General features: G+C 58.4%; 19 protein-coding genes. 10 read left to right on the forward strand and 9 right to left on the reverse strand.

Annotated elements, in window-relative coordinates:
- Nucleotide 1 precedes the first annotated feature (1 nt).
- Genes H3H45_RS05515 through H3H45_RS05525 form a run of 3 tightly spaced genes read right to left on the reverse strand, consistent with a single transcriptional unit; the run spans nt 2 to nt 4753 of the window.
- Nucleotides 2-3148 (reverse strand): glycoside hydrolase family 99-like domain-containing protein, encoded by a 3147-nt coding sequence (locus H3H45_RS05515; protein ID WP_182832708.1) that lies wholly within the window; start codon nt 3146-3148, stop codon nt 2-4.
- Nucleotides 3149-3200: 52 nt separating this feature from the next.
- Nucleotides 3201-3956 carry an ABC transporter ATP-binding protein gene (locus H3H45_RS05520; RefSeq protein ID WP_182832709.1) on the reverse strand — a complete coding sequence of 252 codons (756 nt, stop codon included), beginning with the start codon at nt 3954-3956 and terminating at the stop codon, nt 3201-3203.
- A gap of 8 nt (nt 3957-3964) precedes the next feature.
- Nucleotides 3965-4753: an ABC transporter permease gene (locus H3H45_RS05525; protein ID WP_235983352.1), complete on the reverse strand. Its 789-nt coding sequence runs from the start codon at nt 4751-4753 to the stop codon at nt 3965-3967.
- A gap of 180 nt (nt 4754-4933) precedes the next feature.
- Between H3H45_RS05525 and H3H45_RS05530 the strand changes: the two genes are divergently transcribed.
- The 6 genes from H3H45_RS05530 to H3H45_RS05555 all read left to right on the forward strand — a co-directional run bounded on the left by H3H45_RS05530 (nt 4934) and on the right by H3H45_RS05555 (nt 10799).
- Nucleotides 4934-5590 carry a sulfotransferase family protein gene (locus H3H45_RS05530; RefSeq protein ID WP_235983354.1) on the forward strand — a complete coding sequence of 219 codons (657 nt, stop codon included), beginning with the start codon at nt 4934-4936 and terminating at the stop codon, nt 5588-5590.
- Between the two features lie 13 nt (nt 5591-5603).
- Nucleotides 5604-6524 carry a glycosyltransferase gene (locus H3H45_RS05535; RefSeq protein ID WP_182832711.1) on the forward strand — a complete coding sequence of 307 codons (921 nt, stop codon included), beginning with the start codon at nt 5604-5606 and terminating at the stop codon, nt 6522-6524.
- Entirely contained in the window at nt 6524-7510 is a 987-nt protein-coding gene (locus H3H45_RS05540; RefSeq protein ID WP_182832712.1) for a glycosyltransferase, read from the forward strand. The genes H3H45_RS05535 and H3H45_RS05540 overlap by 1 nt, the downstream gene beginning before the upstream one ends.
- A complete protein-coding gene (locus H3H45_RS05545; RefSeq protein WP_328822252.1) occupies nt 7507-8598 on the forward strand; it encodes an acyltransferase family protein in 1092 nt (363 codons plus the stop codon). Before H3H45_RS05540 ends, H3H45_RS05545 begins: the two co-directional genes overlap by 4 nt.
- Entirely contained in the window at nt 8595-9359 is a 765-nt protein-coding gene (locus tag H3H45_RS05550; RefSeq protein ID WP_182832714.1) for a class I SAM-dependent methyltransferase, read from the forward strand. Before H3H45_RS05545 ends, H3H45_RS05550 begins: the two co-directional genes overlap by 4 nt.
- Nucleotides 9360-9638: 279 nt before the next feature.
- Nucleotides 9639-10799, forward strand: coding sequence for an acyltransferase family protein (locus H3H45_RS05555; protein WP_182832715.1), 1161 nt, complete (start codon nt 9639-9641; stop codon nt 10797-10799).
- Here H3H45_RS05555 and H3H45_RS05560 read toward each other — a convergent pair.
- A complete protein-coding gene (locus H3H45_RS05560) occupies nt 10762-11565 on the reverse strand; it encodes a 2OG-Fe(II) oxygenase (RefSeq protein ID WP_182832716.1) in 804 nt (267 codons plus the stop codon). The genes H3H45_RS05555 and H3H45_RS05560 overlap by 38 nt on opposite strands.
- A 60-nt stretch (nt 11566-11625) precedes the next feature.
- Between H3H45_RS05560 and H3H45_RS05565 the strand changes: the two genes are divergently transcribed.
- Together H3H45_RS05565 and H3H45_RS05570 are read left to right on the forward strand one after the other, a co-directional pair.
- The gene (locus H3H45_RS05565) at nt 11626-13455 is read left to right on the forward strand and encodes a sulfatase-like hydrolase/transferase (RefSeq protein WP_235983356.1); all 1830 of its coding nucleotides are present in this window, start codon (nt 11626-11628) and stop codon (nt 13453-13455) included.
- 80 nt (nt 13456-13535) lie between these two features.
- On the forward strand, nt 13536-14126 hold the full coding sequence (locus H3H45_RS05570) for a methyltransferase domain-containing protein (protein ID WP_182832718.1): 591 nt from the start codon (nt 13536-13538) through the stop codon (nt 14124-14126).
- Nucleotides 14127-14187: 61 nt separating this feature from the next.
- Here the strand turns inward: H3H45_RS05570 and H3H45_RS05575 are convergent, their stop codons facing one another.
- The 4 genes from H3H45_RS05575 to H3H45_RS05590 form a co-directional block, all read right to left on the reverse strand.
- A complete protein-coding gene (locus H3H45_RS05575) occupies nt 14188-15648 on the reverse strand; it encodes an NAD(P)(+) transhydrogenase (Re/Si-specific) subunit beta (RefSeq protein ID WP_182832719.1) in 1461 nt (486 codons plus the stop codon).
- Between the two features lie 2 nt (nt 15649-15650).
- Nucleotides 15651-15965, reverse strand: a complete 315-nt coding sequence (locus H3H45_RS05580) for an NAD(P) transhydrogenase subunit alpha (RefSeq protein WP_182832720.1) — start codon at nt 15963-15965, stop codon at nt 15651-15653.
- 14 nt (nt 15966-15979) lie between these two features.
- A complete protein-coding gene (locus tag H3H45_RS05585; protein ID WP_182832721.1) occupies nt 15980-17101 on the reverse strand; it encodes a Re/Si-specific NAD(P)(+) transhydrogenase subunit alpha in 1122 nt (373 codons plus the stop codon).
- A gap of 437 nt (nt 17102-17538) precedes the next feature.
- A complete protein-coding gene (locus tag H3H45_RS05590) occupies nt 17539-18447 on the reverse strand; it encodes a LysR family transcriptional regulator (protein ID WP_182832722.1) in 909 nt (302 codons plus the stop codon).
- A 189-nt stretch (nt 18448-18636) separates the two neighbouring features.
- Here H3H45_RS05590 and H3H45_RS05595 point away from each other — a divergent pair, with 189 nt between their 5' ends.
- Together H3H45_RS05595 and H3H45_RS05600 are read left to right on the forward strand one after the other, a co-directional pair.
- Nucleotides 18637-19818, forward strand: a complete 1182-nt coding sequence (locus H3H45_RS05595; RefSeq protein ID WP_182832723.1) for an acyl-CoA dehydrogenase — start codon at nt 18637-18639, stop codon at nt 19816-19818.
- Between the two features lie 106 nt (nt 19819-19924).
- Nucleotides 19925-21148 carry a CaiB/BaiF CoA transferase family protein gene (locus H3H45_RS05600; RefSeq protein ID WP_182832724.1) on the forward strand — a complete coding sequence of 408 codons (1224 nt, stop codon included), beginning with the start codon at nt 19925-19927 and terminating at the stop codon, nt 21146-21148.
- Between the two features lie 61 nt (nt 21149-21209).
- On the opposite strand, the gene H3H45_RS05605 is transcribed toward H3H45_RS05600, so the two are convergent.
- Nucleotides 21210-22730 carry a FadR/GntR family transcriptional regulator gene (locus H3H45_RS05605; protein WP_182832725.1) on the reverse strand — a complete coding sequence of 507 codons (1521 nt, stop codon included), beginning with the start codon at nt 22728-22730 and terminating at the stop codon, nt 21210-21212.
- Nucleotides 22731-22943: the final 213 nt, after the last annotated feature.

Raw genomic sequence — 22943 nt, forward strand, 5'->3', positions numbered from 1 at the left:
CTCACAGGGCAGCTTCGGCGTAGGCATAGCGCTTGTTGCTCGGAGTGCCATCGCAGCTCCGCAGCTTCAGGCCGGCCGCACTTGCACTGATGGCAATGGCGCGCTCCATGGCATGGGCGAAAGTGCCGTCTACCTGCCCACCTTCAGTCTCGAAATCTTCATCTGCCAGTGCAAGGTTCATGAGCGGCAGCAGCGCGCTGGTTTTGGCGAAGAACATGGTTCCCGCTACAAAACTGGCGCGGCTCAGCTCCGCAGGGCTGATCCCGAGTCTGCAGGCCAGTTTTTCCACCGCCAGGGCATTCGATCCCCAGTAGAAACTCATGGGCACCACATGGCCTGCCGGCCCCAGGATACCCAGGCTCGGGTCGTTGGCAAAAGACGACATGGCTTCGGAAAGTGCCTGTTGATCCAACAGTTTTGCGTAAAGATCCTTACGCCAGCTATCGCCGTCCTGGCGATGGGTCGACTTCTTGGTATGTACCTTGACCAGCGTTGCAAACCCATCCTGAACGATCTGGGGAAGCAGTTTCAGGAAAGGCAAGACGTCCCGTCCATGATTGGGCAGTTCATGCAGGCAATAGTCGAGATTGCTATTCACCAGTCGGTTGCGGATCGCTTCGCCTTGCCCTACAGGCGTTGAAATATAGAGTTTGAGGGGGATGTGGCGAATCTGGCGAATGTGCTCGAGTATCTCCTCGAACACATCCATATAGTAGGCATGAATCACTACGGCGATACCTGGGCGTGGGTTGGCCACAGGTGAGGATGACTGTAAGCCTGCTCGCAGACAGGCCATCCGCGATGCTTCCAGATAGCCATAGCCATAACGCTGATCGGGCTCGAGGTGGGCACCTTCCGCCCATTCGTTCCAGGCATTGATAAACACCAGTCGCTGATCTTTCTGGGGAAATCTGCGCACGGTGTCCTTGATGGTGTTGAACAACCACTCCTGATAACCGCGTGGCGAGCTGTTGATGAAGGAGGTGCCACGCTCCTTGCGTCGAGCGGTATTGTCCCAGGATGGGCAGACCCCACGGAACAGGGTGTATTTGGGAGTAGTAAGTTTGGCGCTGCGTTTCAGGTAGGTGCGCCAGTCATATACCTTGCCTAGGAAGTTGTCCTTCAGGGGCAGTACGCTGTCGGTGACATCATCGGGCACGGTGCCATTGGGCGGGAATTCGACGGCGGCGTCGAATCCGTACCGGGCGGGGTGCGCCTTGTCGAAAGACTGGGTATAGGCCAGATAAATCTCGCCGACACCATTCTCGCGGCACCAGGCGCGCCAGCGCGCCGCCGTGGCCTTGGCGTCGGGCAGTTCGCCGGGGCGGTAGACTAGAAGCAGGGGCTTGCCATCGATACGGATGTAGCGCTCGTCGCGTAGGTACTCGGCCACATGGGCGATGAAGGCCAGATCATCGTCGGCCGAGTGTTTCTGCCCGATCAGTATCTGGTCATCCAGCCCGTCCCAGCGCCTGCTCCAGTTTTCATTGGCCCAGCAGAGGCAGAAGGGGAGATCCAGATCGCGGTTCTGCAGGTAATTCTCGATTGGCTTTTCAAGCAGGCGCTTGCCGCCGAACCAGTAGAAATAGAAACAAAAGCCCGCGATACCGTAGAGCTTGGCCAGCTCTACTTGGCGTCTCTGTGTCTCGGGATCTTCCAGGTTGTAGTAGCCGAGCTCCCCAGGAATATGGGGCTGATAGTGACCTCTATAGTGCGGCTGGGCCGGTTTGACGTTGGTCCATTCGGTGAAGCCTTCGCCCCACCATTCGTCGTTTTCTGGTATGGCGTGGTACTGGGGAAGATAGAAGGCAAGCAAGCGGGCTGGCTGCTGGGCGGGAACGTCGGTGCGCAGCCGCCTTACCTGCTGGATCGGTTCGTTAAGCCAATTGAGCGGTGCACCCTCAACGCTACTACCTTTTTGTCCGCTGGCAAGGAGCCAGTTTTGGTAGGTTCTGGTTCGCAGAAACAGGCTTCCGGTATGGCGGAAAAGCCAATCCTTGGCGAGTTGTTTCTGGGTAGTTGAACCCGGCAGGTTCTGCCAGAGGCTGCGGGTTGCCAGGGAGATGCTGTGCACGATGAGCTTGGGTGCAGAGCGGTAGTCCTTGAGGGTCCGCAAGGCTCTAAAAAGGAGGTTGCTGCGGATGCGATCCAGCTGCTCAAGCACTTTCGCATGCTCCGCCCATGCATCCTTGCATTCATCCTGCAGCCTGGCTGTTTGAGACAGCAGGCTGTCGCGCTCGCGCTGCAGGTCTTCCGGCGTCACCAGGCTGTTTAATGCGTCCAGCTCCCGGGCGATGGGTTCGAGCGTGGCGATAGTCGCCGACAGCCGGCTGCATTCCGCGATCAGATGTTCCGCCGCAGATAACTTGTCGTTCTTGGCGATGGATTTCAACAGTGCATTGAGATCGCGAATAATCTGCAGCACTTCGCTGGGGGTATTTAAATGCTCATCGTTGAACTTCGAGTGACGTAGATCCTGTGCCAAGAACTCCTGGCTGAAGGCCGCGAATGCTTCGGGGGCAGAGTCCGGAGATGGCAAATCAAATGCTCTAGCGATGCGTCGCAGCTCTTCCTGCGGGTTCTCCATGAGGTTGTCGTAATCTACTACTAAGGCGTCCTGGGTCATGGTGTTCTGGATCGCCGACAGCGAGTACTTTGCCCACAGCAGCTGCGCTTGCACAGGGTAGATACCATCTCTTTTGCGCAAAGATGCAGCGACACTGAGTGGGTTGCGGAAGCAGATCAGGTACTGGACCTTGACGCCTAACCGGCTGAAAACGTGCTGCCAGAACGGCAGCAACAACGAGGCTTGTGGATCCTTGATTGCCAAACACTGCGTTTGCGCAAGTTTGCTGGAGAGGATGCGTTCCGCGTCGTCTAACAGCGCCGAGAATTCAGGTTGCAGCAGGCTGTTCGTCTGCAGCGGAGCTAGCTTGTCCCAGGTCGAGCCCAGGTGGGCAAGGAGTCGGGAGTTGAGGGCGTGAAAGTCGATGTCCTCGAAGAAACCCTTATCATTATTGTCCTTGGCGGCCGGCATCAGGCTCTGGCCCAGCTCTGCGCCTAGAACTTCCAAGCCGCGGGTGAGTGCACTGGTGCCGCTGCGATGCATGCCCAGAACCATCAGAACTCTTTTGCACTCAATGCTCATACATGTCTCATTGGGCTCATGGACCCATTCTTATTGTTCGTGGTTGAAGGGGTCAGAGTTCGGCTGGCTCTATGCCTGCGCGGCGCCGCTCTACCTCTTCCTGCAATGCTGTGCCGACTACTTCTAAATAGCCGTTGGTGACGTAGTTTGCTTCGTCACAAATAATGCTTTTACCTTCATGTATCCAGATGACCCGGTCGCACAAGGACTTAATAGCGTCCATGCTGTGTGAAACCAGAACGACGGTTTTGTTGGAGCTGATCTTCTGCTTCATTGCCTTGTGCGATTTGTCTTTGAAGTTTTGGTCGCCGACCCCCAAGACTTCATCGATCAATAAAATATCCGGATCTGCATGAATCGCTACTGCAAAGCCAAGTCGAGCGCGCATGCCGGTGGAATAACTACCTACGGGGCGTTCGAAGAAGGCTCCCAGTCCACTGAATTTGTGAATATCTTCGAGTAAGGACTTGATGTGAGCCAGGCTCATACCTAGTAGTAGGCCGCTGATAATGGCGTTTTCCCGGCCCGATAGTTCGTTTTTCAACCCGACATTGAGTGCTAGTAGGCTGGCGGTTGTGCCGGGCTCGCGCCACAGCTCCCCGCAGTCCGGCTCAACAATTCCCGCGATCATTCGCAGCAGGGTGCTTTTTCCTGCCCCGTTGGCGCCGATCACGCCTAGCGTTTCTCCAGCGCGAAGATCAAAACTCACATCTTTCAGCGCCCAGTAGTGGTCATAGCGCAGAAAGCCTGCCCGCTGGCGATAGCAGATACCTACATTCTTGGCTTCGAGTATTTTCTTTCCGCTCATAGCACTCTTCAGAGCATCAGCTTGGGATAACGCCGCTCATTCTTGCGAATGAACAGCACGGCAAATATCAGCAGGGGTGTAGCCACTACAAGTACATACAAAAGATGTGATGGGTCAGGCCACTGATTGTGCAGTAGCACGCTGCGGAAAGCCTGAATCAGGACAACCATGGGGTTGAGTTCAAAGGCAAAGCGCAGCGAGTCGGGCATCCGGTCGGCCGTGAAGAATATTCCCGACAGGAACATCATCACCATCAAAAGGTTATCTACGACCTGTTTGAAGTCTTGCGCCAAAGGAATGATGCCGGCGAGCAACAGCCCTACAGCCGTAACCAGATAAAGCTGTGTCAGGATAATGGGTACCAAGGCAAGCCAGTGCAGCGAGGGCCGTTTGCCGATGGCAAGCAAAAACACCAGCAGCAGCACTAGAACAATGATGAACTTGAATGCATTGCTGAAAATCTGAATAAGCACGAGAAGGCTTTTGGGAATGTGAATCTGCTGGATCAGGCCGGCGTTGCCCACGATGGCCACGCTAGCTTGGCGCACAGTACTGTCGAACCACTTCCAGACAACCATCCCGATCAGCAAAAATGGGGCGTAATCCTCCCCCCCCTGGCGCAAGGCGAGGGCGAAAACGACATAGAAGGCGCCCATGTACAGAACAGGATCAATGATCCACCAGAGAAAGCCTAGGAAGCGCCTAGCGACTTCGGTGCGTAGGTCGCTATAGATTCCATACAGCAAAATTTCCTTGTAATTCATCCCGACAAAGGCCGATTGAAAAGGGGCGATCATTTAACCACAATGCTCTCCTTTTTCATCACGTTGCCTGCATGACTTGGCGATTTGCTGCCAGATGGTCGCGCAGTGCCTATAAGAACAATTAGGAAGGCTATGCGGTTTCTCCGATCCTTGTTTGCCCGCGCCGAGGCGCCCCAATCGCGCCCTGAAAGAGTCACGCTTATGGTGGTGGGCATGCATCGTAGCGGTACCAGTTTTCTGACCGGTTCCTTGCAGCAGTCTGGCCTGGAACTGGGCAAGTTCAGCGCCTGGAACCCGCATAACCTCAAGGGCAACCGGGAAAATCTGGAGATCGTCGCATTCAGTGACGAGGTTTTGGCTGCTCGTGGATTTGCCTGGGATAACCCACCAACCGAGCCGGTGGTATGGACCGACGCGGAACGTAGCAGGGCTCGCGAATTGATTGCCGATTACGATGGCGTGGCGCGCTGGGGGTTCAAGGATCCACGCGCCTTGTTGCTAGTCGAGGGGTGGCAAGAGCTGTTGCCGGAGCTACGTTTCGTCGGAATTTTCCGTCACCCGACAGCAGTCGCTCAATCTCTTGCGGCACGCGGCGGTATGCCTCAGGAGCAGGCGTTTGCCCTCTGGCTGGCATACAACAAGCGGTTGCTCAAATTGTATCGGGAGGGTGCATTTCCTTTGCTGTGCTTCGACGAAGACGAGGCCGTGCTGCATCGCAAGCTGGATGTTGTTCTCGAAGAGCTCGGGCTTGAGCCTTCAACCGAAGAGCGCTTCTTTAGCCCTGAACTGAAACACCACAAGCAAATGCGTCAGTCGCTACCTGCCGAGCTGCAGAAGCTCTATCGCGAATTGTGTCGCTGTGCGCGCTAACGGGTACTGATTGATGTCGATTTTTCGCCGAATTCCCCGCCTTTCGATTGTGCTAATCGTCTACAAAATGCCTGATCAGGCGGATAAAACGCTTTATTCGCTGAGCCCTGCCTATCAGCAGGGTGTCAGTGAGGACGATTACGAAGTGATAGTGGTCGAGAACCACTCCGACCGCCTGCTGGGGCAGGAGCGGGCACTGCGGCATGCGTCCAACGTTCGCTACTTCCACCGTCAGGAAACGCTGCGTTCCCCTGTAAATGCCATTAATTTTGGTGCTGAGCAGGCGACCGGTAGTCATATTGCGATCATGATTGACGGCGCGCGCATGGTCACGCCCGGTGTGGTACGTCTGGCTCTTGAGGCTTTTCGTATGGCACCCCATGCGGCGGTATCCGCGCCTGGTTACCACATCGGTCACAAGCTGCAGCAGGTGGCTGTCAACGAAGGCTATGACGAGAAAGCCGAGGCCAAGCTGTTGGCTAGCATTGAGTGGCCCAAGGACGGTTATCGCCTGTATGACATAGCTGTACTCAGTGGCTCCTGTCAGGGCGGGTTTTTCCGCTCTAACTATGAGAGCAATTTCATCTGCATGTCGGTGCGCAAGTGGCAGGCACTTGGCGGGATGGATGTCCGTTACAACGACTTTGGCGGAGGCAACGCCAACCTGGATCTCTACAAACGCCTGCTGGAATATCCCGATACGCCTTTTTACCTGTTGTTCGGAGAGGGTTCGTTTCACCAGTTCCATGGTGGCGTGACGACCGGTACGCGCAAGGCCGAACGCGATGTGATCTACAAGGCACTGGATGATCAGGATCGCGAAATCCGCGGTGATGACCGCTCGCCACCGGATGTGCGACCGATCCTGCTGGGTAGCCCGCATCCAAGTGTCTATCGCTTCGTGCGGCTGTCGCTGGAAAAGGTGGGTGGATAGTGAGTAAGCCGCTTCTCTCAATCATCGTCATTGCGTATGACATGCCCCGTCAGGCACTCAATACCCTTATCAGCCTCAGTCCTGCTTATCAGCAGGGCGTTGAGGCGGCGGATTACGAAGTGATCTTGGTGGAGAACCGCTCGAAGCGGAACATGGACGCCGCAGCCATTGCTGCGTTACCCGGCAACTTCCACTACTTTCTGCGCGACGAATCGGGCGTTTCACCGGCCGCTGCGATCAACTTCGGTTTTGCCCAGGCGCGCGGCCAATTCATCGGCCTGATGATTGACGGTGCGCGGATGGTGACGCCGGGTGTAGTGCAGAACGTGCTGATGGCATTTGCCCTGCACGAGTCTGCGATGGTGGCGGTTCCCGGGTATCACCTTGGCGAGAACGAGCAGCAATTCCACCTGACTCATAGATATACCGAGGAGAAGGAGCAGGCACTGCTGGATGAGATCGACTGGCAACGCAATGGTTACAGCTTGTTCGACATCTCCTGCCTGAGTGGCGCCAACCCCAACGGGGTCTTTCATCCGTTCATGGAGTGTAATTGCCTGTTCATGTCCGCCGAGGTTTTCCGGGAAATCGGACAGGCAGATGAGCGCTTTGACCTGCCGGGCGGTGGTGCATTGAATCTATGCATCTACCGCAAGGTGGCGATGCATCCGCGTACGCGATTCTTCATGCTGCCTGGGGAGGGTTCATTCCATCAATTGCACGGAGGGGTGACCACCTCCGAAGTTGAGAAGCGCGAGGCCATCTTGCGTCGGCAGAACGAGCAACTTACGCAGCTGCTGGGCCAGCCTTTTCGTTCGCCAAGCGTGGAGCCAATCCTGCTGGGTAAAGTACCAAGTTCGGCGCTTCGCTATCTCCAACACTCCGCCGAGCGGGGCATACACAGGGCTCGTCGTTTTGCCGAGCATAACGAAGAGCTTTATGCCGACGAACGCGCCAAGGAGCGTATGCGTCAGGAGCTTCAGTGAAGGTCGCTGGGCGACTCAGGCCACTCGATGGGCTTCGTGGCGTGGCTATTCTGCTTGTGATTTTCTATCACGCCTGGGATCAGCTTGGTGTAATGCCGGAGTTGCCGGAAAGTCTTTTTCCGCTGTCGTTTCTTTGGGCTGGTAATACCGGCGTGACGCTCTTTTTCTTGTTGAGCGGCTTCTTGGTAAGTAGGCCGTTTTTTGAGGGATTGCAGCGAGGAGAGTTGCCATCCTTTAGTAAGTACGCTCTGCAGCGTGCGCTGCGTATTCTGCCGCCCTACTACGTGGTGGGCTTGTTCGGTCTTCTCTACACCCAACAATATGATCAGTGGTCGTCGGTATTGCTAATCCGCGCAACAGGCTATGACCTAGGGTATTTCAGTACTGTATGGTGGAGCCTGGCCACGGAGGTTCAGTTCTACCTGCTAGTGCCCTTTCTGTTTCTGACGCTGTGTAATCTTCAACGCCGGAAAGCAATGCTGTTGCTGTGTGGGGTTGGTCTGGCTCTTTACCTGCTGGTTATCAGTAAATGGGCTGCTGGCCGCATAGGCTTTGAATTGCAGTACCGCCTGATTCTTTCAGTGATAGGGCAGATGCCGGCTTTTCTGGTCGGTATGCTTTTGGTCTTGCTGCTCAAGCATGGGCATCGACGCCTGAGCGTGTCCATGTCGACGCTGATCTTGTCGGTTTTATTGCTGCTCTTAGCCTGGGTATTATCACCTGCTGCGGCAATGCAGCCGCAAAACTACATTTGGCATGCGCCTTGGTATGTGTTGCCAGAGGCCCTGCTGTGGGGGGGCATCACCTGGGTCATGTTAGCGCGTAAGCAGCCGTCATTCAGTCTGCTGGATAATCGACTGACCCGTTTCTTCGGCAAGATATCCTTTTCGTTATATCTTGTGCACATGCCGATTATTCAAGTGCTCCAAGAGCATGCTGGGTTTTATGCGTCTTGGCTCGCGGCGATATTAGCTGTGTTGCTCTCTATAGCGCTGGCTCAAGTATTGTATTGGTTAATCGAAAAGCCTTCTCTTCTTCTCAAAGACAAATTAACGCAACCGCAAATTCTGCAGGGAATAAAAACATGAGCCTTGTTTACATGCCGCCTTCAATCCGCCGTTTCGAACCCCTGCATATGGTGTTCAGTACTTGGGTTGATCATTTGCCATTTGGTTACGACTTGGTTGCTGCCCTGCGGCCGAAGATGCTGGTCGAGTTGGGTACTCACAAAGGGTTGTCCTATTTCACCTTTTGCCAATCGATGAAGGAAAATGAGATCGACGGTCTGTGCTACGCCATTGACACATTTGAGGGTGATGAGCACACCGACAAGTACGACGAGTCGGTATTCAACTCAGTGAATGGCCACAACCGTCAGCACTACCACGGTTTTTCTTATCTGATGCGGATGTTCTTTGAAGATGCCTTGAAGCACTTCAATGAAGACAGTGTCGATCTGTTGCATATCGACGGTTTCCACACCTACGAAGCGGTAAGTGCTGACTTCGCCAACTGGTATCCGAAGGTCAAACCGGGCGGGATAATCCTGTTCCATGACGTGCAGGCTCGTCTGCAGGATTTCGGAGCCTGGAAATTCTGGGACGAGATTCGCGGACAACATGAAACGTTCACCTTCAACCATGGCTTTGGCCTGGGTGTTTTGCGCAAGCCGGGCGGTGATCGTAGTCAGGATCCCGACCTGCTCAAGTTGATGTTCGAAAATCAGACGGAGCAGTCTGCCGCCGCTCTGCGAGCGTTCTATGTGCATGCCAGCAAGCACCTTGAGAATAATCGCAAGATCAAACGGTTGGGTCAGGGCGCCAATAAGCCGGTAGATGCTGCCTCCTGAGGTAGGGCGCCGCGGCCAACAGATATTCTTCATGCGCTTGAGTAGGTCTGTAATCGGAGTATTTCATTCGAGGTGGCATGGCGATGTCGCCCAATGCTATGCCAACCCGGAATCTACCTATGGCCCGGTATCCCAACATCGGCCTTGATTCGATGTACAGAGATGCATGGCGTGGGCAGGGTTATCGTTGCTGGCATTAATATCGGATTGCTGCATCTATTGGGGCGGTGGGCCTCGCGAGCATCTGTCAGTCTGTAGCGCTATCTGAATAGGGTATTTATGAGTCAGGTGGAAGCAACCGTAGGGCTGCGCCAGCCAGGGAAATACATTGCCCAGTTGGAGTCATTGCGTGGCTGGGCAATTCTGCTGGTGGTTGCATTTCATTATGTTGGCATCCTGATCACCAACAGTCCTGCAGGGCTAGCGGAAGGGGCTTCGTCATGGCTCAAGATCATGGCGGCAGGCAATACAGGCGTAACGCTGTTTTTTGTCCTCAGTGGTTTCCTGCTTGTACAGCCTTTCATTCAGGCCCTTAAAGCGGGTGAACGGGTAAGCATTGGCCGTTTCTATGGTGCGCGCCTGCTGAGAATATTGCCGCTCTACTACTCGGCGGTTCTGGTGGCCTGGCTGATCAGTTCGAACGGAGCAAGTGCGTTCAAGGCATTGCTATTTATCCCGGTAGGCTTCGATATTTTTCCGTTCAGCGTGCCTTGGTGGTCGTTGTGCACGGAGGTGCAGTTCTATCTGCTGCTGCCTTGGGTGATGTTGGGCCTGCACTTTAGATGGGGTCGTTATTTGGTTTTGGCTGCAGCAGCAGTCTGGTTCGGCCTGCATTGCTACTTCCTTTTGCAGCCGAAGGGACAGTCTTTAGCGCTGCAATCTTCGCTCTTTGGGCGGGGGCTGGCTTTCCTCGTGGGAGGGATATGCGGCTGGTTCTATCTCAGCGGCGGCCTCGTCCGCTTGGCGGGGGCGCCACGGATTACAGCCTTCTGCTCGCTGCTACTGCTTGCGACACTGCTCGCGCTGTTGCATTGGTATGGGAGCGTTGGGCAGAAGAACGCCATTCTGATCATGCCGCTGTATCACGATCTTGAAGCGCTATTGTGGGGGGGGCTGCTGCTCGCAAGCCTCTGTATTACTGGCCGTACGATGTGGCTGTTCGTCAATCCGTTATTTAGTCACTTTGGCACCATCTCCTACTCCCTGTATCTGGTGCACGTGCCGATCCAGTTCTACCTTATATACCCGCTCAAGGCTGCCTCTGGAGGGACGTGGGTGCCCGATGATCCACGCAGCCTGGCGATCATCGGGGCTAGCTTCGTCCTTTCCTGGCTGTTGGCGATAGTTTGCTATCGCCTTATCGAGAGACCTTTCCTGAAGCTCAAGTCACACCTGCCGGTGCTTACCGATAGGCTTCGGGGACGTCCTGCCAGAGCGTAGCGAATCCAGGCTCGGCCTCTCCTGCAGGGCGACCGTTGGTGTAGTAGTAGAGCGCCATGGATTTGCGATAAACATCTTCCGGGCAGGTCAGTGGCTGCGGATGACCGTGATAAGAGGTCGACGTGGTATTGAACACGACACAGCGGTTCAGGATCGGCAGGATCCGCTTTGGCGGCCCCTGCATTTCCTTGTCCCAAAGTTCTAGATGGCCGCCATAGCTTTCTGGCCAGTCCTGGTTCAGGTAGAGCAGAAAATTCAGGCGGCGGTCGAGGGCGAATTCGCGGTGAGTCGCGAAGTCGGCATGCACCTTGAGAAACCCTCCGCGTCCGATCTGGTGAATGCCGGCGCCGCGCAGGTTTGGATCCGGAATCAGATGTTCGATGCCGGTCATGGCAGCAAGAAAGTGCAAGAAGTACTGAGAGTTCAGCTCCCAGATCAGCTGGCGATAGGTTGGCGGCATCTGCAAGCTATCGCGGATGTTGCGCTTGTCCTTCTGGACATATTCCCCGCTGTTTTTATCTTTGTGTGTAGCATCGTTCCACACCGGTAGACTCTGGTCTTGGGGATATTCCTGCAGCAGTTTTGCAAGAGTGCTGGCCGGCAGAAAATCATCGATAACGATGTGGGGAAAAGGCTGATTACGCTGATAGATACCTGCCAGCTGCTCTTGAGCATCTCTAAGCGCCTGATAGTTGATCAGCAGGCCTGACGCGTCCGGTACAGCATGTTGATTACCGGCCAGCTTCGGGAATAATGCGTCACTCATTGATTAGAGGTCCTTTTCGTGGCGGGCTCTTGCAAAACCGCGGTGTACTGTTTTTCTCTGTTGGCCATTCTCCTGTCTGCAGGCTGTTCGGGCAATGATGCTGATCAAGTCTTGAAGCCAAACATCCTGCTGATTTTGGCCGATGATCTTGGCAACAATGATCTGGGTAGTTGGGGGGATGGTTCGGCTCCTACGCCGACATTGGATCAGCTAAGTCAGCAGTCTGTGCGGTTTCGTCAGCACTATACCGATAGCACTTGCTCGCCAAGCCGCGCTGCGCTACTGACAGGGCGCGAGCCTACCAGTATCGGTTTTCAGCCCACGGCACTCGGGCTCTCGCCTGATCTGGATACGCTGCCAAAAAAGCTACAGTCTTTGGGATATCGGACAGCCCATATCGGCAAGTGGCACGTGGGGGAGGCTTTGGAATACTCATCCATCCAGCCGTCCCAGCATGGGTTCGATTACTGGTTCGGCATGCTTAATCACTTTGTTCTAAAGGGCCCTAACTCCCGAGGTGAAACGCTCCGCACGAAGCCAACACACTGGAATCCTTGGTTGCAGGAGAACGGTACTCCGGCTCGCCAGTTCGAAGGCTACCTGGATGACATTCTGACCGAGAAGGCGCTCGGCCTTATCGAGAAGCCCGGTGCTAAGCCCTGGTTCATCAACCTTTGGCTCTACTCGCCCCACACCCCCCATCAGCCGCCTGCAGAGGATGCTGCGAAGTTTCCCAATACTCCAGAGGGGCGGTATCTGGCGATACTCTCCCGCTTAGATCAGAACGTTTCCCGGCTGCTGAAAGCCCTGCAGGAGTCTGGTCAGGCAGAAAATACTATCGTGGTTTTTGCCAGTGATAACGGCTCACCCAATAAAGCGCGCGATAGTAATTGGCCGTTTGGTGGAACCAAAGACACTTATTTGGAGGGTGGGCAGCGCAGTCCATTGTTGCTGCACTGGCCAAATCATCTTAAGGAAAAGGACATCCGCGTCCCTACGACGATCATGGATATCTTTCCAACCATTGTCGCTTTGGCTGGGAGCAAGCGGCCGTTGGATATAGATGGGCAGAGCCTTGTTCCTCTGATACAGGGTAATGTGTATCACGGACCCGAGAAGCTCTTCTTTGCTATCCCGTATGCAACTGGAATGAGCTATGGCGGACGTGTGTTCGATGAGGGGAGATTGTTTTATCGTCCTTTTACCGGGCCAATGATGACTGCTGCCATTGCACCTCCAGTAGGCGCAGCGCAATTCAATCAGTCTGTGCCGGCCTTTCCGTTTGACGCCGCAAATACGCTGATACGGGATTGGGAGCGGGATGTGAGGGAGGTTCCTCTGACTTGGCAGCCGGCTGGAGACGGCAAGCCTGGCATCCTGAGCGGCAGGTCGATGCAGCGTGCGCCGATTTTCGGTGGTTACAGCATTGGGCTGTCGCTACGCGGAAGTCCATTCGTGGATCGGGTGCAGACGATAATTGAGCAGCCAGGCATCTGGCAGGTTCAGCTGCTCCAGGATAGGCGTTTGCGCATCCAGCACGGTGATGTCGTTCAATTCAGCTCTATTCTCGAAGAGGCTGTGGTGTGCAACAAACTGGTGGTAGGCATGCAGGTTGATGCAGCTGTTGATTTCCCTCTTCAAACGCCTGCGCAATCAGTGTTACGAGTCTATTGGAACGGCCTGTCTGTTCTTGAAAGCACAGCGCTATTGCGTCGCCCTGAAACTGATCAGCCTTTAATGCAGCCTACTTTCATCGGTGCCCGTGCAGACGGTAGTGAGGCTTTTGAGGGTGTTATCGAGAAACCAAGGGTCATCAATAAGCTTCTTTACGCGGAGCAAGATGGGATCGGGCTCCAAGATTTACAACAACAACTCTGCACCGCTCCCTAGCGGGGGGCTTTGCAGAGAGTAATGCTTAAGTTGCGGCCAGCGTGGTCGTGGGATCAATCGCCAACAGTCGGGCATCAGAAATGCGTAATCACTTAAGACGCTTTATCGAGCTATCCACTAAAACTATCCGTCTTGAAACGCCGGTCTTCGAGTTCGGCGCTTTGCAGGTTCATGGCGATAGCGAGCTTGAAGACCTTCGCCCGCTATTCCCAGGCCAGACTTATGTAGGCTGCGATATGCGTCCGGGGGCTGGCGTCGACATGGTGCTCAATCTGCATCACCTGGATTTGCCTGATGCATCTGTGGGAACTGCTATCTGCATGGATACCATGGAGCATGTCGAATATCCGCGACAAGCAATCGACGAACTGCACCGGGTGTTGCAGCCCAATGGCGTGCTGATCATGAGCTCGGTGATGAACTTCCCGATTCATGGCTATCCGAACGATTATTGGCGCTTCACCCCAGAGGGTTTCAGATCCCTGCTCAAGAACTTCAACAGCAGCTTTGTTGGCTTCGACGGCCCGGAGGATTTCCCTCGCACGATTGTTGCTGTTGCCTTTAAGGGGGAAGCTCCAGATCTTGCTGCGTTCAATGCAGAGTTTCTTGCATGGCAGGCAAGAAACAACAAGAACATCGAGCACATTACTCGGCACGGTCTGAAGAGCTGATTCAGGCATTTACAAAAAACCCGGCACATGGCCGGGTTTTTTGTGTCTGGAGCAAAGCGTCTTAATCGACCGCCTTGACCATGTCTTCGATGACTTTCTTGGCGTCGCCGAAGACCATCATGGTCTTGTCCAGGTAGAACAGTTCGTTGTCCAGGCCGGCGTAGCCGCTGGCCATCGAGCGCTTGTTGACGATCACGGTCTTGGCTTTGTAGGCCTCGAGGATCGGCATGCCGGCGATCGGTGACTTCGGGTCGTTCTTCGCGGCCGGGTTGACCACGTCGTTGGCGCCCAGCACCAGCACCACGTCGGCCTGGCCGAACTCGGAGTTGATGTCTTCCATCTCGAACACCTGCTCGTAAGGCACTTCGGCCTCGGCCAGCAGAACGTTCATGTGGCCAGGCATACGACCGGCAACCGGGTGGATTGCGTACTTCACTGTCACGCCGCGGTGGGTCAGCTTCTCGGCCAGCTCCATAAGCGCGTGCTGGGCACGGGCTACCGCCAGGCCGTAGCCCGGAACGATGATCACGGTGTCGGCGTTGGTCAGCAGGAAGGCGGCGTCGTCGGACGAACCGGACTTCACCGGACGGGCTTCCTGAGCGCCAGCCGGGCCGGCTGCTTCAGTCGCACCACCGAAACCACCGAGGATGACGTTGAAGAACGAACGGTTCATCGCCTTGCACATGATGTACGAGAGGATGGCGCCGGACGAACCCACCAGCGAACCGGCAACGATCAGCATCGAGTTGTTCAGCGAGAAGCCGATACCGGCAGCTGCCCAGCCCGAGTAGGAGTTGAGCATCGACACCACGACCGGCATGTCGGCACCGCCGATCGGGATGATGATCAGCACGCCGATGATGAAGGCCAGGGCCACCAGTACGGCGAAGGCGGTCACGTCACCGGTGAAGGTGTAGTACACGCCCAGGCCGATGATGGCCAGGCCAACCACCAGGTTGAACAGGTGCTGGCCCTTGAACTGCACAGGTGCGCCCTGGAACAGGCGGAACTTGTACTTGCCCGAGAGCTTGCCGAAGGCGATCACCGAACCGGAGAAGGTGATGGCACCGATGGCTGCACCGAGGAACAGTTCGATACGGTTGGCCGCCGGAATGGCGTCGCCCAGCGATTCGACGATGCCCAGGGACTGCGGCTCGACCACGGCTGCGATGGCAATGAACACCGCCGCCAGGCCGATCATGCTGTGCATGAAGGCAACCAGTTCCGGCATCTTGGTCATTTCTACGCGCTTGGCCATGATCGCGCCGGCGCCGCCGCCGAGGACCAGGCCGGCGAGGACGAAGCCCAGGCCTTCAACGATGCTGACACTCACGCCGTCTTTGGCGAACTGCTCGACCTTGAGTTGCACCAGGGCCAGGGTGGTCAGCACGGCGATGGCCATGCCGATCATGCCGAAGGCGTTGCCGCGGCGCGACGTGGTCGGGTGCGACAGGCCTTTCAGTGCCTGGATGAAGCAGATCGAAGCGATCAGATAGAGAATGGTGATGAGGTTCATGCTCATGATCAGTGCTTCTCCACCGGCGCTTTCGGCGCCTTCTTCTTGAACATTTCCAGCATGCGCCGGGTGACCAGGAAGCCACCGAACACGTTGACCGCAGCCAGGGCTACAGCCAGGGTGCCCATGGCCTTGCCCAGCGGGGTCACGGTGAGGGCGGCGGCCAGCATGGCGCCGACGATGACGATCGCGGAAATCGCGTTGGTCACCGCCATCAGCGGGGTATGCAGGGCCGGGGTGACGTTCCAGACCACGTGGTAGCCGACATAGATGGCCAGCGCGAAGATGATCAGGTTGTAGATACCGTCGGAAATCAGATCCATTACTGCGTCTCCCCTTAGCCGTTGGTACGGACGGCTTGTCCGTCGCGGCACATCAGGCACGCGGCGACAATGTCGTCTTCGAGGTTGAGGTGGAACTTGCCTTCGCCGTCGATGACCAGCTTGAGGAAGTCCAGCAGGTTACGTGCGTACAGGGCGGAAGCGTCTGCTGGCACCAGTGCGGCCAGGTTGCTGTGGCCGACGATGGTCACGCCATGCTTGACCACGACCTGATCGACTTCGGTCAGCGGGCAGTTGCCGCCCTGAGCAGCAGCCAGGTCGATGATCACCGAGCCCGGCTTCATTTCTTCTACCGTGGCAGCATGCAGCAGGGTCGGCGCCTTGCGGCCCGGAATCAGTGCGGTGGTGATGACGATGTCGGCCTGCTTGGCACGCTCGTGCACGGCGCCAGCCTGGCGCTGCATCCACGAAGCCGGCATCGGACGGGCATAGCCGCCCACGCCTTGTGCACATTCGCGCTCTTCATCGGTCTCGAACGGTACGTCGACGAACTTGGCGCCGAGCGACTCGATCTGCTCCTTCACCGCCGGACGCACGTCCGAGGCCTCGATCACCGCACCCAGGCGCTTGGCCGTGGCGATGGCCTGCAGACCGGCCACACCGGCACCGAGGATCAGCACGCGAGCGGCCTTCACGGTACCGGCCGCAGTCATCAGCATCGGCATGAAACGCGGGTAGTGGTTGGCGGCCAGCATCACGGCCTTGTAGCCGGCGATGTTGGCCTGCGAGCTCAGCACGTCCAGGCTCTGCGCGCGGGAGGTACGCGGCGCGGCCTCCAGGGCGAAGGCGGTGATGCCACGGGCAGCCATGCGCGCGATGGTTTCGTTGCAGAACGGGTTGAGCATGCCAACCAGCACCGCACCGGACTTCATCAGCGCCAGTTCGGCGTCGCTCGGGGCCACGACCTTGAGCACCAGGTCTGCACCGAACACAGTGGCGGCATCGCCAATGTTGGCGCCGACCACTTCATAGACGTGATCGGGCAGGCTGGCATTTACGCCAGCGCCGCTCTGTACAGTCACCTGATGGCCTTGGCCGATCAGCTTCTTGATGGTTTCGGGAGTTGCGGCAACGCGCGTCTCGCCGGCGTGGGTTTCGAGAGGAACACCGATGTGCACTTCAATTCTCCTGCGTGATCGTTTTGATGAACCAGCGCACTACGGGTGGCACGCGGGTGAGGGCGGATCAGCACAAACCCGCTCGGATAATGGCGGGGCGCGGCATTTTGCAGGTGAACGGCGAGGCCTTCAAGAATTTATGGAGTTTTGAAATTCGATTACTACAAGTTATAGGTACTGTTGTTGTCTTTTATACCGGCTAGAGGCCGCGCTGTTGCTGGTCTAGCCCTCTACTGGCGGTGCTTGCAGGGGTGTTTTGGCATTCGCCAGCTGAATAACCGTTCGTCGATTTCAATGTGGTGTGAAATGTATCGAACGGATTGTGCGAAATCCTGTTCGCGCCAGCTGTGGCGGGGCTTTCAGCGGTTTTACCGGGTTGCGCCGATGTAGTGTCAGCGGCGCCGTGCTACATGGGCACAGGCCGCGCACGGCAAGGGTTACAGGCGATTTTCCTGCTGGTAGTCAGCGGCCGCCTGCAACAACCAGTCGCGAAAGGCGCGCAGAGCGGCCGATTCCAGCTTGCGCTCGGGAATGATCAGGTAATAGGCACGCTCATCACTGTGAAAAGCCTGCGGGTGAGCGGCGACCAGGCGGCCTTCGGCCAGCTCGCGCTGGATCAGGAACGGCGGGATCAGCGCCACGCCCATGCCGTGGATGGCTGCCTGGGCCAGCATGGAGAACAGCTCGTAGCGCGGGCCGCTCATGTCGCGCGGCACATTCAGGCCCTGAGCATTGAACCACTGACGCCAGGCGTAGGGGCGGGTGGTCTGTTGCAGCAGCGGCAGCGCCGCCAGTTCCTCGGCGCTGAACTGCGTGCGACCGGCCAGCAGCTCGGGGCTGCATACCGGTAGCGGGTACTCGGGCATCAGGTAGTGCGCCTCGGTGCCGGACCAGTCGGCATCGCCGAAATAGATCGCGGCGTCGAAGGCGGTGTCGGCGAACAGGAAGGGCCGGGTGCGGTTGGTCAGGTGCACGGTGACTTCCGGATGCAGCTGCTGGAAGTCCTTCAGGCGCGGCACCAGCCATTGGGTGGCGAAGGTCGGCACCACCGCCAGCTCGATGCTCATGGCGCCCTGCTGGCCCATGGCAGCCAGGGTGTCGCGCTCCACCGCATCCAGCTGGGCGGCGACCTTACGGCTGTAGGCCAGGCCGGCCTCGGTCAGCTGCACGCCACGGCGCGAGCGGCGGAACAGCTCGATGCCGAGAAACTCCTCGAGCCCGGCGATCTGCCGGCAGATCGCACCCTGGGTCAGCGACAGTTCCTCGGCGGCCTTGGTGAAGCTCTGCTGGCGAGCGGCCGACTCGAAGGCCACCAGGGCAGTGGTGCTGGGGATCTTGCGGCGCATTTATGCGATAGCCTCACAGTCATGAGCTTGAATTGCCTGCTCAGGCTATCTCGGAGTGAGCTTATTGCACAACACCATGCAAAATCCTCGTTTGCCCCGTGCCGTCTACGGGCCTAGTCTTGCTCCATCGACTGGCCGTCCCTGCGCAGGTGGCGGCCCTCTACTGCCAACGTTTCGAGGATTCGCCCCATGGCCAGCAAGGCAACCTTCAACTGGATCGACCCGCTGCTGCTCGATCAGCAACTGACTGAAGAAGAGCGCATGGTGCGCGACAGCGCCCAGCAGTTCGCCGCCGACAAGTTGAAGCCACGCGTACAGCTGGCCTTCCGCAACGAACAGACCGACCCGAAGATCTTCCGCGAGATGGGCGAAACCGGCCTGCTCGGTGCAACCATCCCGGAAATCTACGGCGGCAGCGGCCTCAACTATGTGTGCTACGGCCTGATCGCCCGTGAAGTGGAGCGTATCGACTCCGGTTACCGCTCGATGATGAGCGTGCAGTCGTCGCTGGTGATGGTGCCGATCAACGAGTTCGGCAATGAAGCCACCAAGCAGAAATACCTGCCCAAGCTGGCCAGCGGCGAATACATCGGCTGCTTCGGCCTGACCGAGCCGGACCACGGCTCCGACCCGGGCTCGATGATCACTCGGGCCAAGAAGGTCGACGGCGGCTATCGCCTGACCGGCGCCAAGATGTGGATCACCAACAGCCCGATCGCCGACGTGTTCGTGGTCTGGGCCAAGGATGACGCCGGCGAGATCCGCGGCTTCGTCCTGGAAAAAGGCTGGCAGGGCCTCAGCGCCCCGGCGATCCACGGCAAGGTCGGCCTGCGCGCCTCGATCACCGGCGAAATCGTCATGGACAACGTGTTCTGCCCGGAAGAAAACGCTTTCCCCGACGTGCGTGGCCTGAAAGGTCCGTTCACCTGCCTCAACTCTGCCCGCTACGGCATCAGCTGGGGCGCCCTGGGCGCCGCCGAAGACTGCTGGCACACCGCTCGCCAGTACACCCTGGACCGCAAGCAGTTCGGCCGGCCGTTGGCGCAGAACCAGCTGATCCAGAAGAAGCTGGCCGACATGCAGACCGAAATCACCCTGGCCCTGCAAGGTTGCCTGCGCCTCGGGCGGATGAAGGACGAAGGCACCGCCGCGGTGGAAATCACCTCGATCATGAAGCGCAACAGCTGCGGCAAGTCTCTGGAAATTGCGCGCATGGCCCGCGACATGCTCGGCGGCAACGGCATCAGCGACGAGTACGGGGTGGCCCGCCACCTGGTCAACCTGGAAGTGGTCAACACCTACGAAGGCACCCACGACGTGCATGCGCTGATTTTGGGCCGCGCACAGACCGGTCTGCAGGCGTTCTTCTGAACCTGAACCTGTAGGAGCCAGCTTGCTGGCGATCGGCGGCGACTCGGATCGCCAGCAAGCTGGCTCCTATAAAAGCTTCTTGTACCGCAGTCTCAGAGGCTTCTCCATGCCCGGTGCACTTTCCCATATCCGTGTTCTCGATCTCTCCCGCGTGCTCGCCGGGCCCTGGGCCGGGCAGACGCTGGCCGATCTCGGTGCCGAGGTGATCAAGGTCGAGCGCCCGGGTACGGGCGACGACACCCGTCACTGGGGCCCGCCCTACATCAAGGACGCCGCCGGCAATGACAGCCGCGAGGCGGCCTACTTCCAGTGTGCCAACCGCAACAAGCAATCACTGACCCTCGACTTTACCCAGCCCGAGGGCCAGCGGCTGGTACGTGAACTGGCAGCGCAGTGCGATGTGGTTTTGGAGAACTTCAAGGTCGGTGGCCTGGCAGCCTATGGCCTCGACTATGAATCGCTGAAAGCGGTCAACCCGCGACTGATCTACTGCTCCATCACTGGTTTCGGGCAGAACGGGCCCTACGCCAAGCGGGCAGGTTATGACTTCATGATCCAGGGGCTCGGCGGGCTGATGAGCCTGACCGGCAAGCCCGATGGCGAGGACGGCGCCGGCCCCATGAAGGTCGGCGTCGCTCTCACCGATATCCTCACCGGGCTGTACGCCACGGTCGGCGTGCTGGCCGCGCTGAACGCCCGCGAGCAGACCGGCCAAGGCCAGTACATCGACGTGGCCTTGCTCGATGTGCAGGTGGCCTGCCTGGCCAACCAGGCGATGAACTACCTGGCCACCGGCCAGTCGCCCAAGCGCCTGGGCAACGCCCACCCGAACATCGTGCCTTACCAGGACTTCCCCACCGCCGACGGCGATTTCATTCTTGCTGTGGGTAACGACGGGCAGTTCCGCAAGTTTTGCGAGGTCGCCGGCCTTCCGGCTTTGGCCGGCGACTCGCGCTTTTCTACCAACAAGGCGCGTGTGGCCAACCGCGCCGAGCTGATCCCCCTGCTGCGCCAGGCCACCGTGTTCCGCACCACCGCCGAGTGGGTGGCATTGCTGGAAGAGGCCGGTGTGCCCTGCGGGCCGATCAACGACCTGGCCCAGGTATTCGCCGACCCCCAGGTGCAGGCCCGCGGCCTGCGCGTGGAGCTGCCCAACAGCCTGGGCAGCGTCACCCCGCAGGTGGCCAGCCCGCTGCGCCTATCGCAGACCCCGGTGGACTACCGCCTGGCACCGCCGCTGCTCGGTGAGCACAGCGATGCCATCCTGCAGCGCGTGCTCGGGCTGGATGCCGGGCAGATTGCCGAGCTGCGCGCGGCCGGTGTCGTCTAAGAACCTGTTCCAAGTCTGCCGCGGGCGGCTGTAACCCAACGCCGTCCGAGAGCGGCGTTCCTCAGCCTGCTGAGCCGCCTGGTGCGGTTGCGTCGAACGCCCCTTCCAGCAGCTGGAAGTAGCGCAGCATGCTGCGCCGCGCCAGCCCCGGGTCGCCTGCCAGCAGGGCCTGGATGCGTTGCGTCTGACTATCGCGCAGCTTGTCCGCCAGGGCGGCCGGTAGTGGGTCGTGCTCGGCCATGGCGCCGAACACATGGGAAAACAGCGCGAGGGCGCGGTTGCCACTCAGCTCGGCAATGCACAGGTCGAGCTCGCGGGAGGAGGCCAGGTGCGTTGCAGGTATGGCTGCCTGCAGTTTTTGCAGGCGCGTGCGGCCCTGGTTATCCAGACGTTGCGCAGTCAGCCCGGCGGCAGCCAGCTGCAGGGTTTTCCACACCGAGTAGAAGTAGTGCCGCGGCAGCTGGTTGTGCCGCAGGTAATTCAGCGCCAGCTTGATGGTGTAGCTCGGGTCTGGGGTTTCCACGATCAGCCCGCCGCCCTGGCCACGCCGGCTGCGCACGATGGCGTGCAGTTCCAGGGTGCGCACCGCCTCGCGCAGCACGGCTCGACTGACCTGATGGAGAGCCTGCAGATCCGGCTCGGCACCCAGGCGGGCGCCGGCACGCAAGCCGGAGTTGGCGATGCTGCGGGCGATGACCACCGCCAGGCGGTGGGCGGTTTTCTCGTAGACCTTGCGGATGGCGAAGTCCGGCGCCAGCTGCAAGCTGCTCATGTCGGAGGTCGGCCCCTTCTGCAGGCCGCCGCCAAGCTCGACGATCAGTTCGCGCAGCTGGCGCAGCGAGTCGCGTACGTTGTCCTGGGCGCGCTGGGCATCGCCGGCCACGATGCATTCGAGCAACTCCAGCTTGAGCTGGCGGCCCGTGCTGAAGACCTGCTCCAGCCTGGCGCGCACGTGCGCGCGTTGCGGCGTGCGGCCATTGATGGTGACGTAGCACAGCGCCACGTAGATCAGGCTGATGGCCGGGTTGGCGGCCACCTGGCAGATGAATTCGCGTACCTGGCCGTGCAGCTGCAGTTCTTCGTTGAAGCTGCACGGCGGCGTATCGCGCAGCAGGTCGATCAGTTGCCGCGCGCGGCCGATGTCGGCGTCGCTGATTTGTTCGGCAGCCTGACTGACGATCAGGCATTCGATCAGCTCACGGGCTTCGAACAGTTCGGCAAAGCTGACGTCGGTCAGTTCCAGATAGGTCGCTAGGGCCAGGGCGGCGGAGTCATTGGCGGGCTGGCGGACGATCAGGCCGCCACCGGCACCGCGGCGCATGCTTGCCACACCGTTGCGCTCCAGCTGGCGGATAGCCTCGCGCAGGGTGGCGCGGCTGATCCGGTAGCGTTCCATCAACTGGGCCTCGGAACCCAGCAGGCTGCCGACCGGCCAGCCGAGGGCGGCAATTTCCTGCTGCATGGCCTCGGCCACCAGCTCGGCGAGCTTGGCTTGGCGCCCACTGTGCTTCAGCGCGGCCCGGCGCAGGTCATGCACACGACTGGGTGCTGGGCTCGAATCGGTAGCAACTGGAGTCAACATGTTTGTGCCTGATCCAGGAGAAAGGCGCCACAGTAGAGTTTTTTATTCGATTTTGTAAGCGCTTTGCCATTACTGGCGATGTGCCAGAGTCCGTCATTCGCGTGAGGGCATCACGCCAATTCAACTCACTGATAACACCTTAGGGCGATACTCATGCGCCTTTATATCGACCTAAGCTGCATGACACTCAACCCGATCCGCGCCGTGCTGTGG

This window comes from Aquipseudomonas guryensis (assembly GCF_014164785.1).
Classification (GTDB): Bacteria; Pseudomonadota; Gammaproteobacteria; order Pseudomonadales; family Pseudomonadaceae; genus Aquipseudomonas; species Aquipseudomonas guryensis.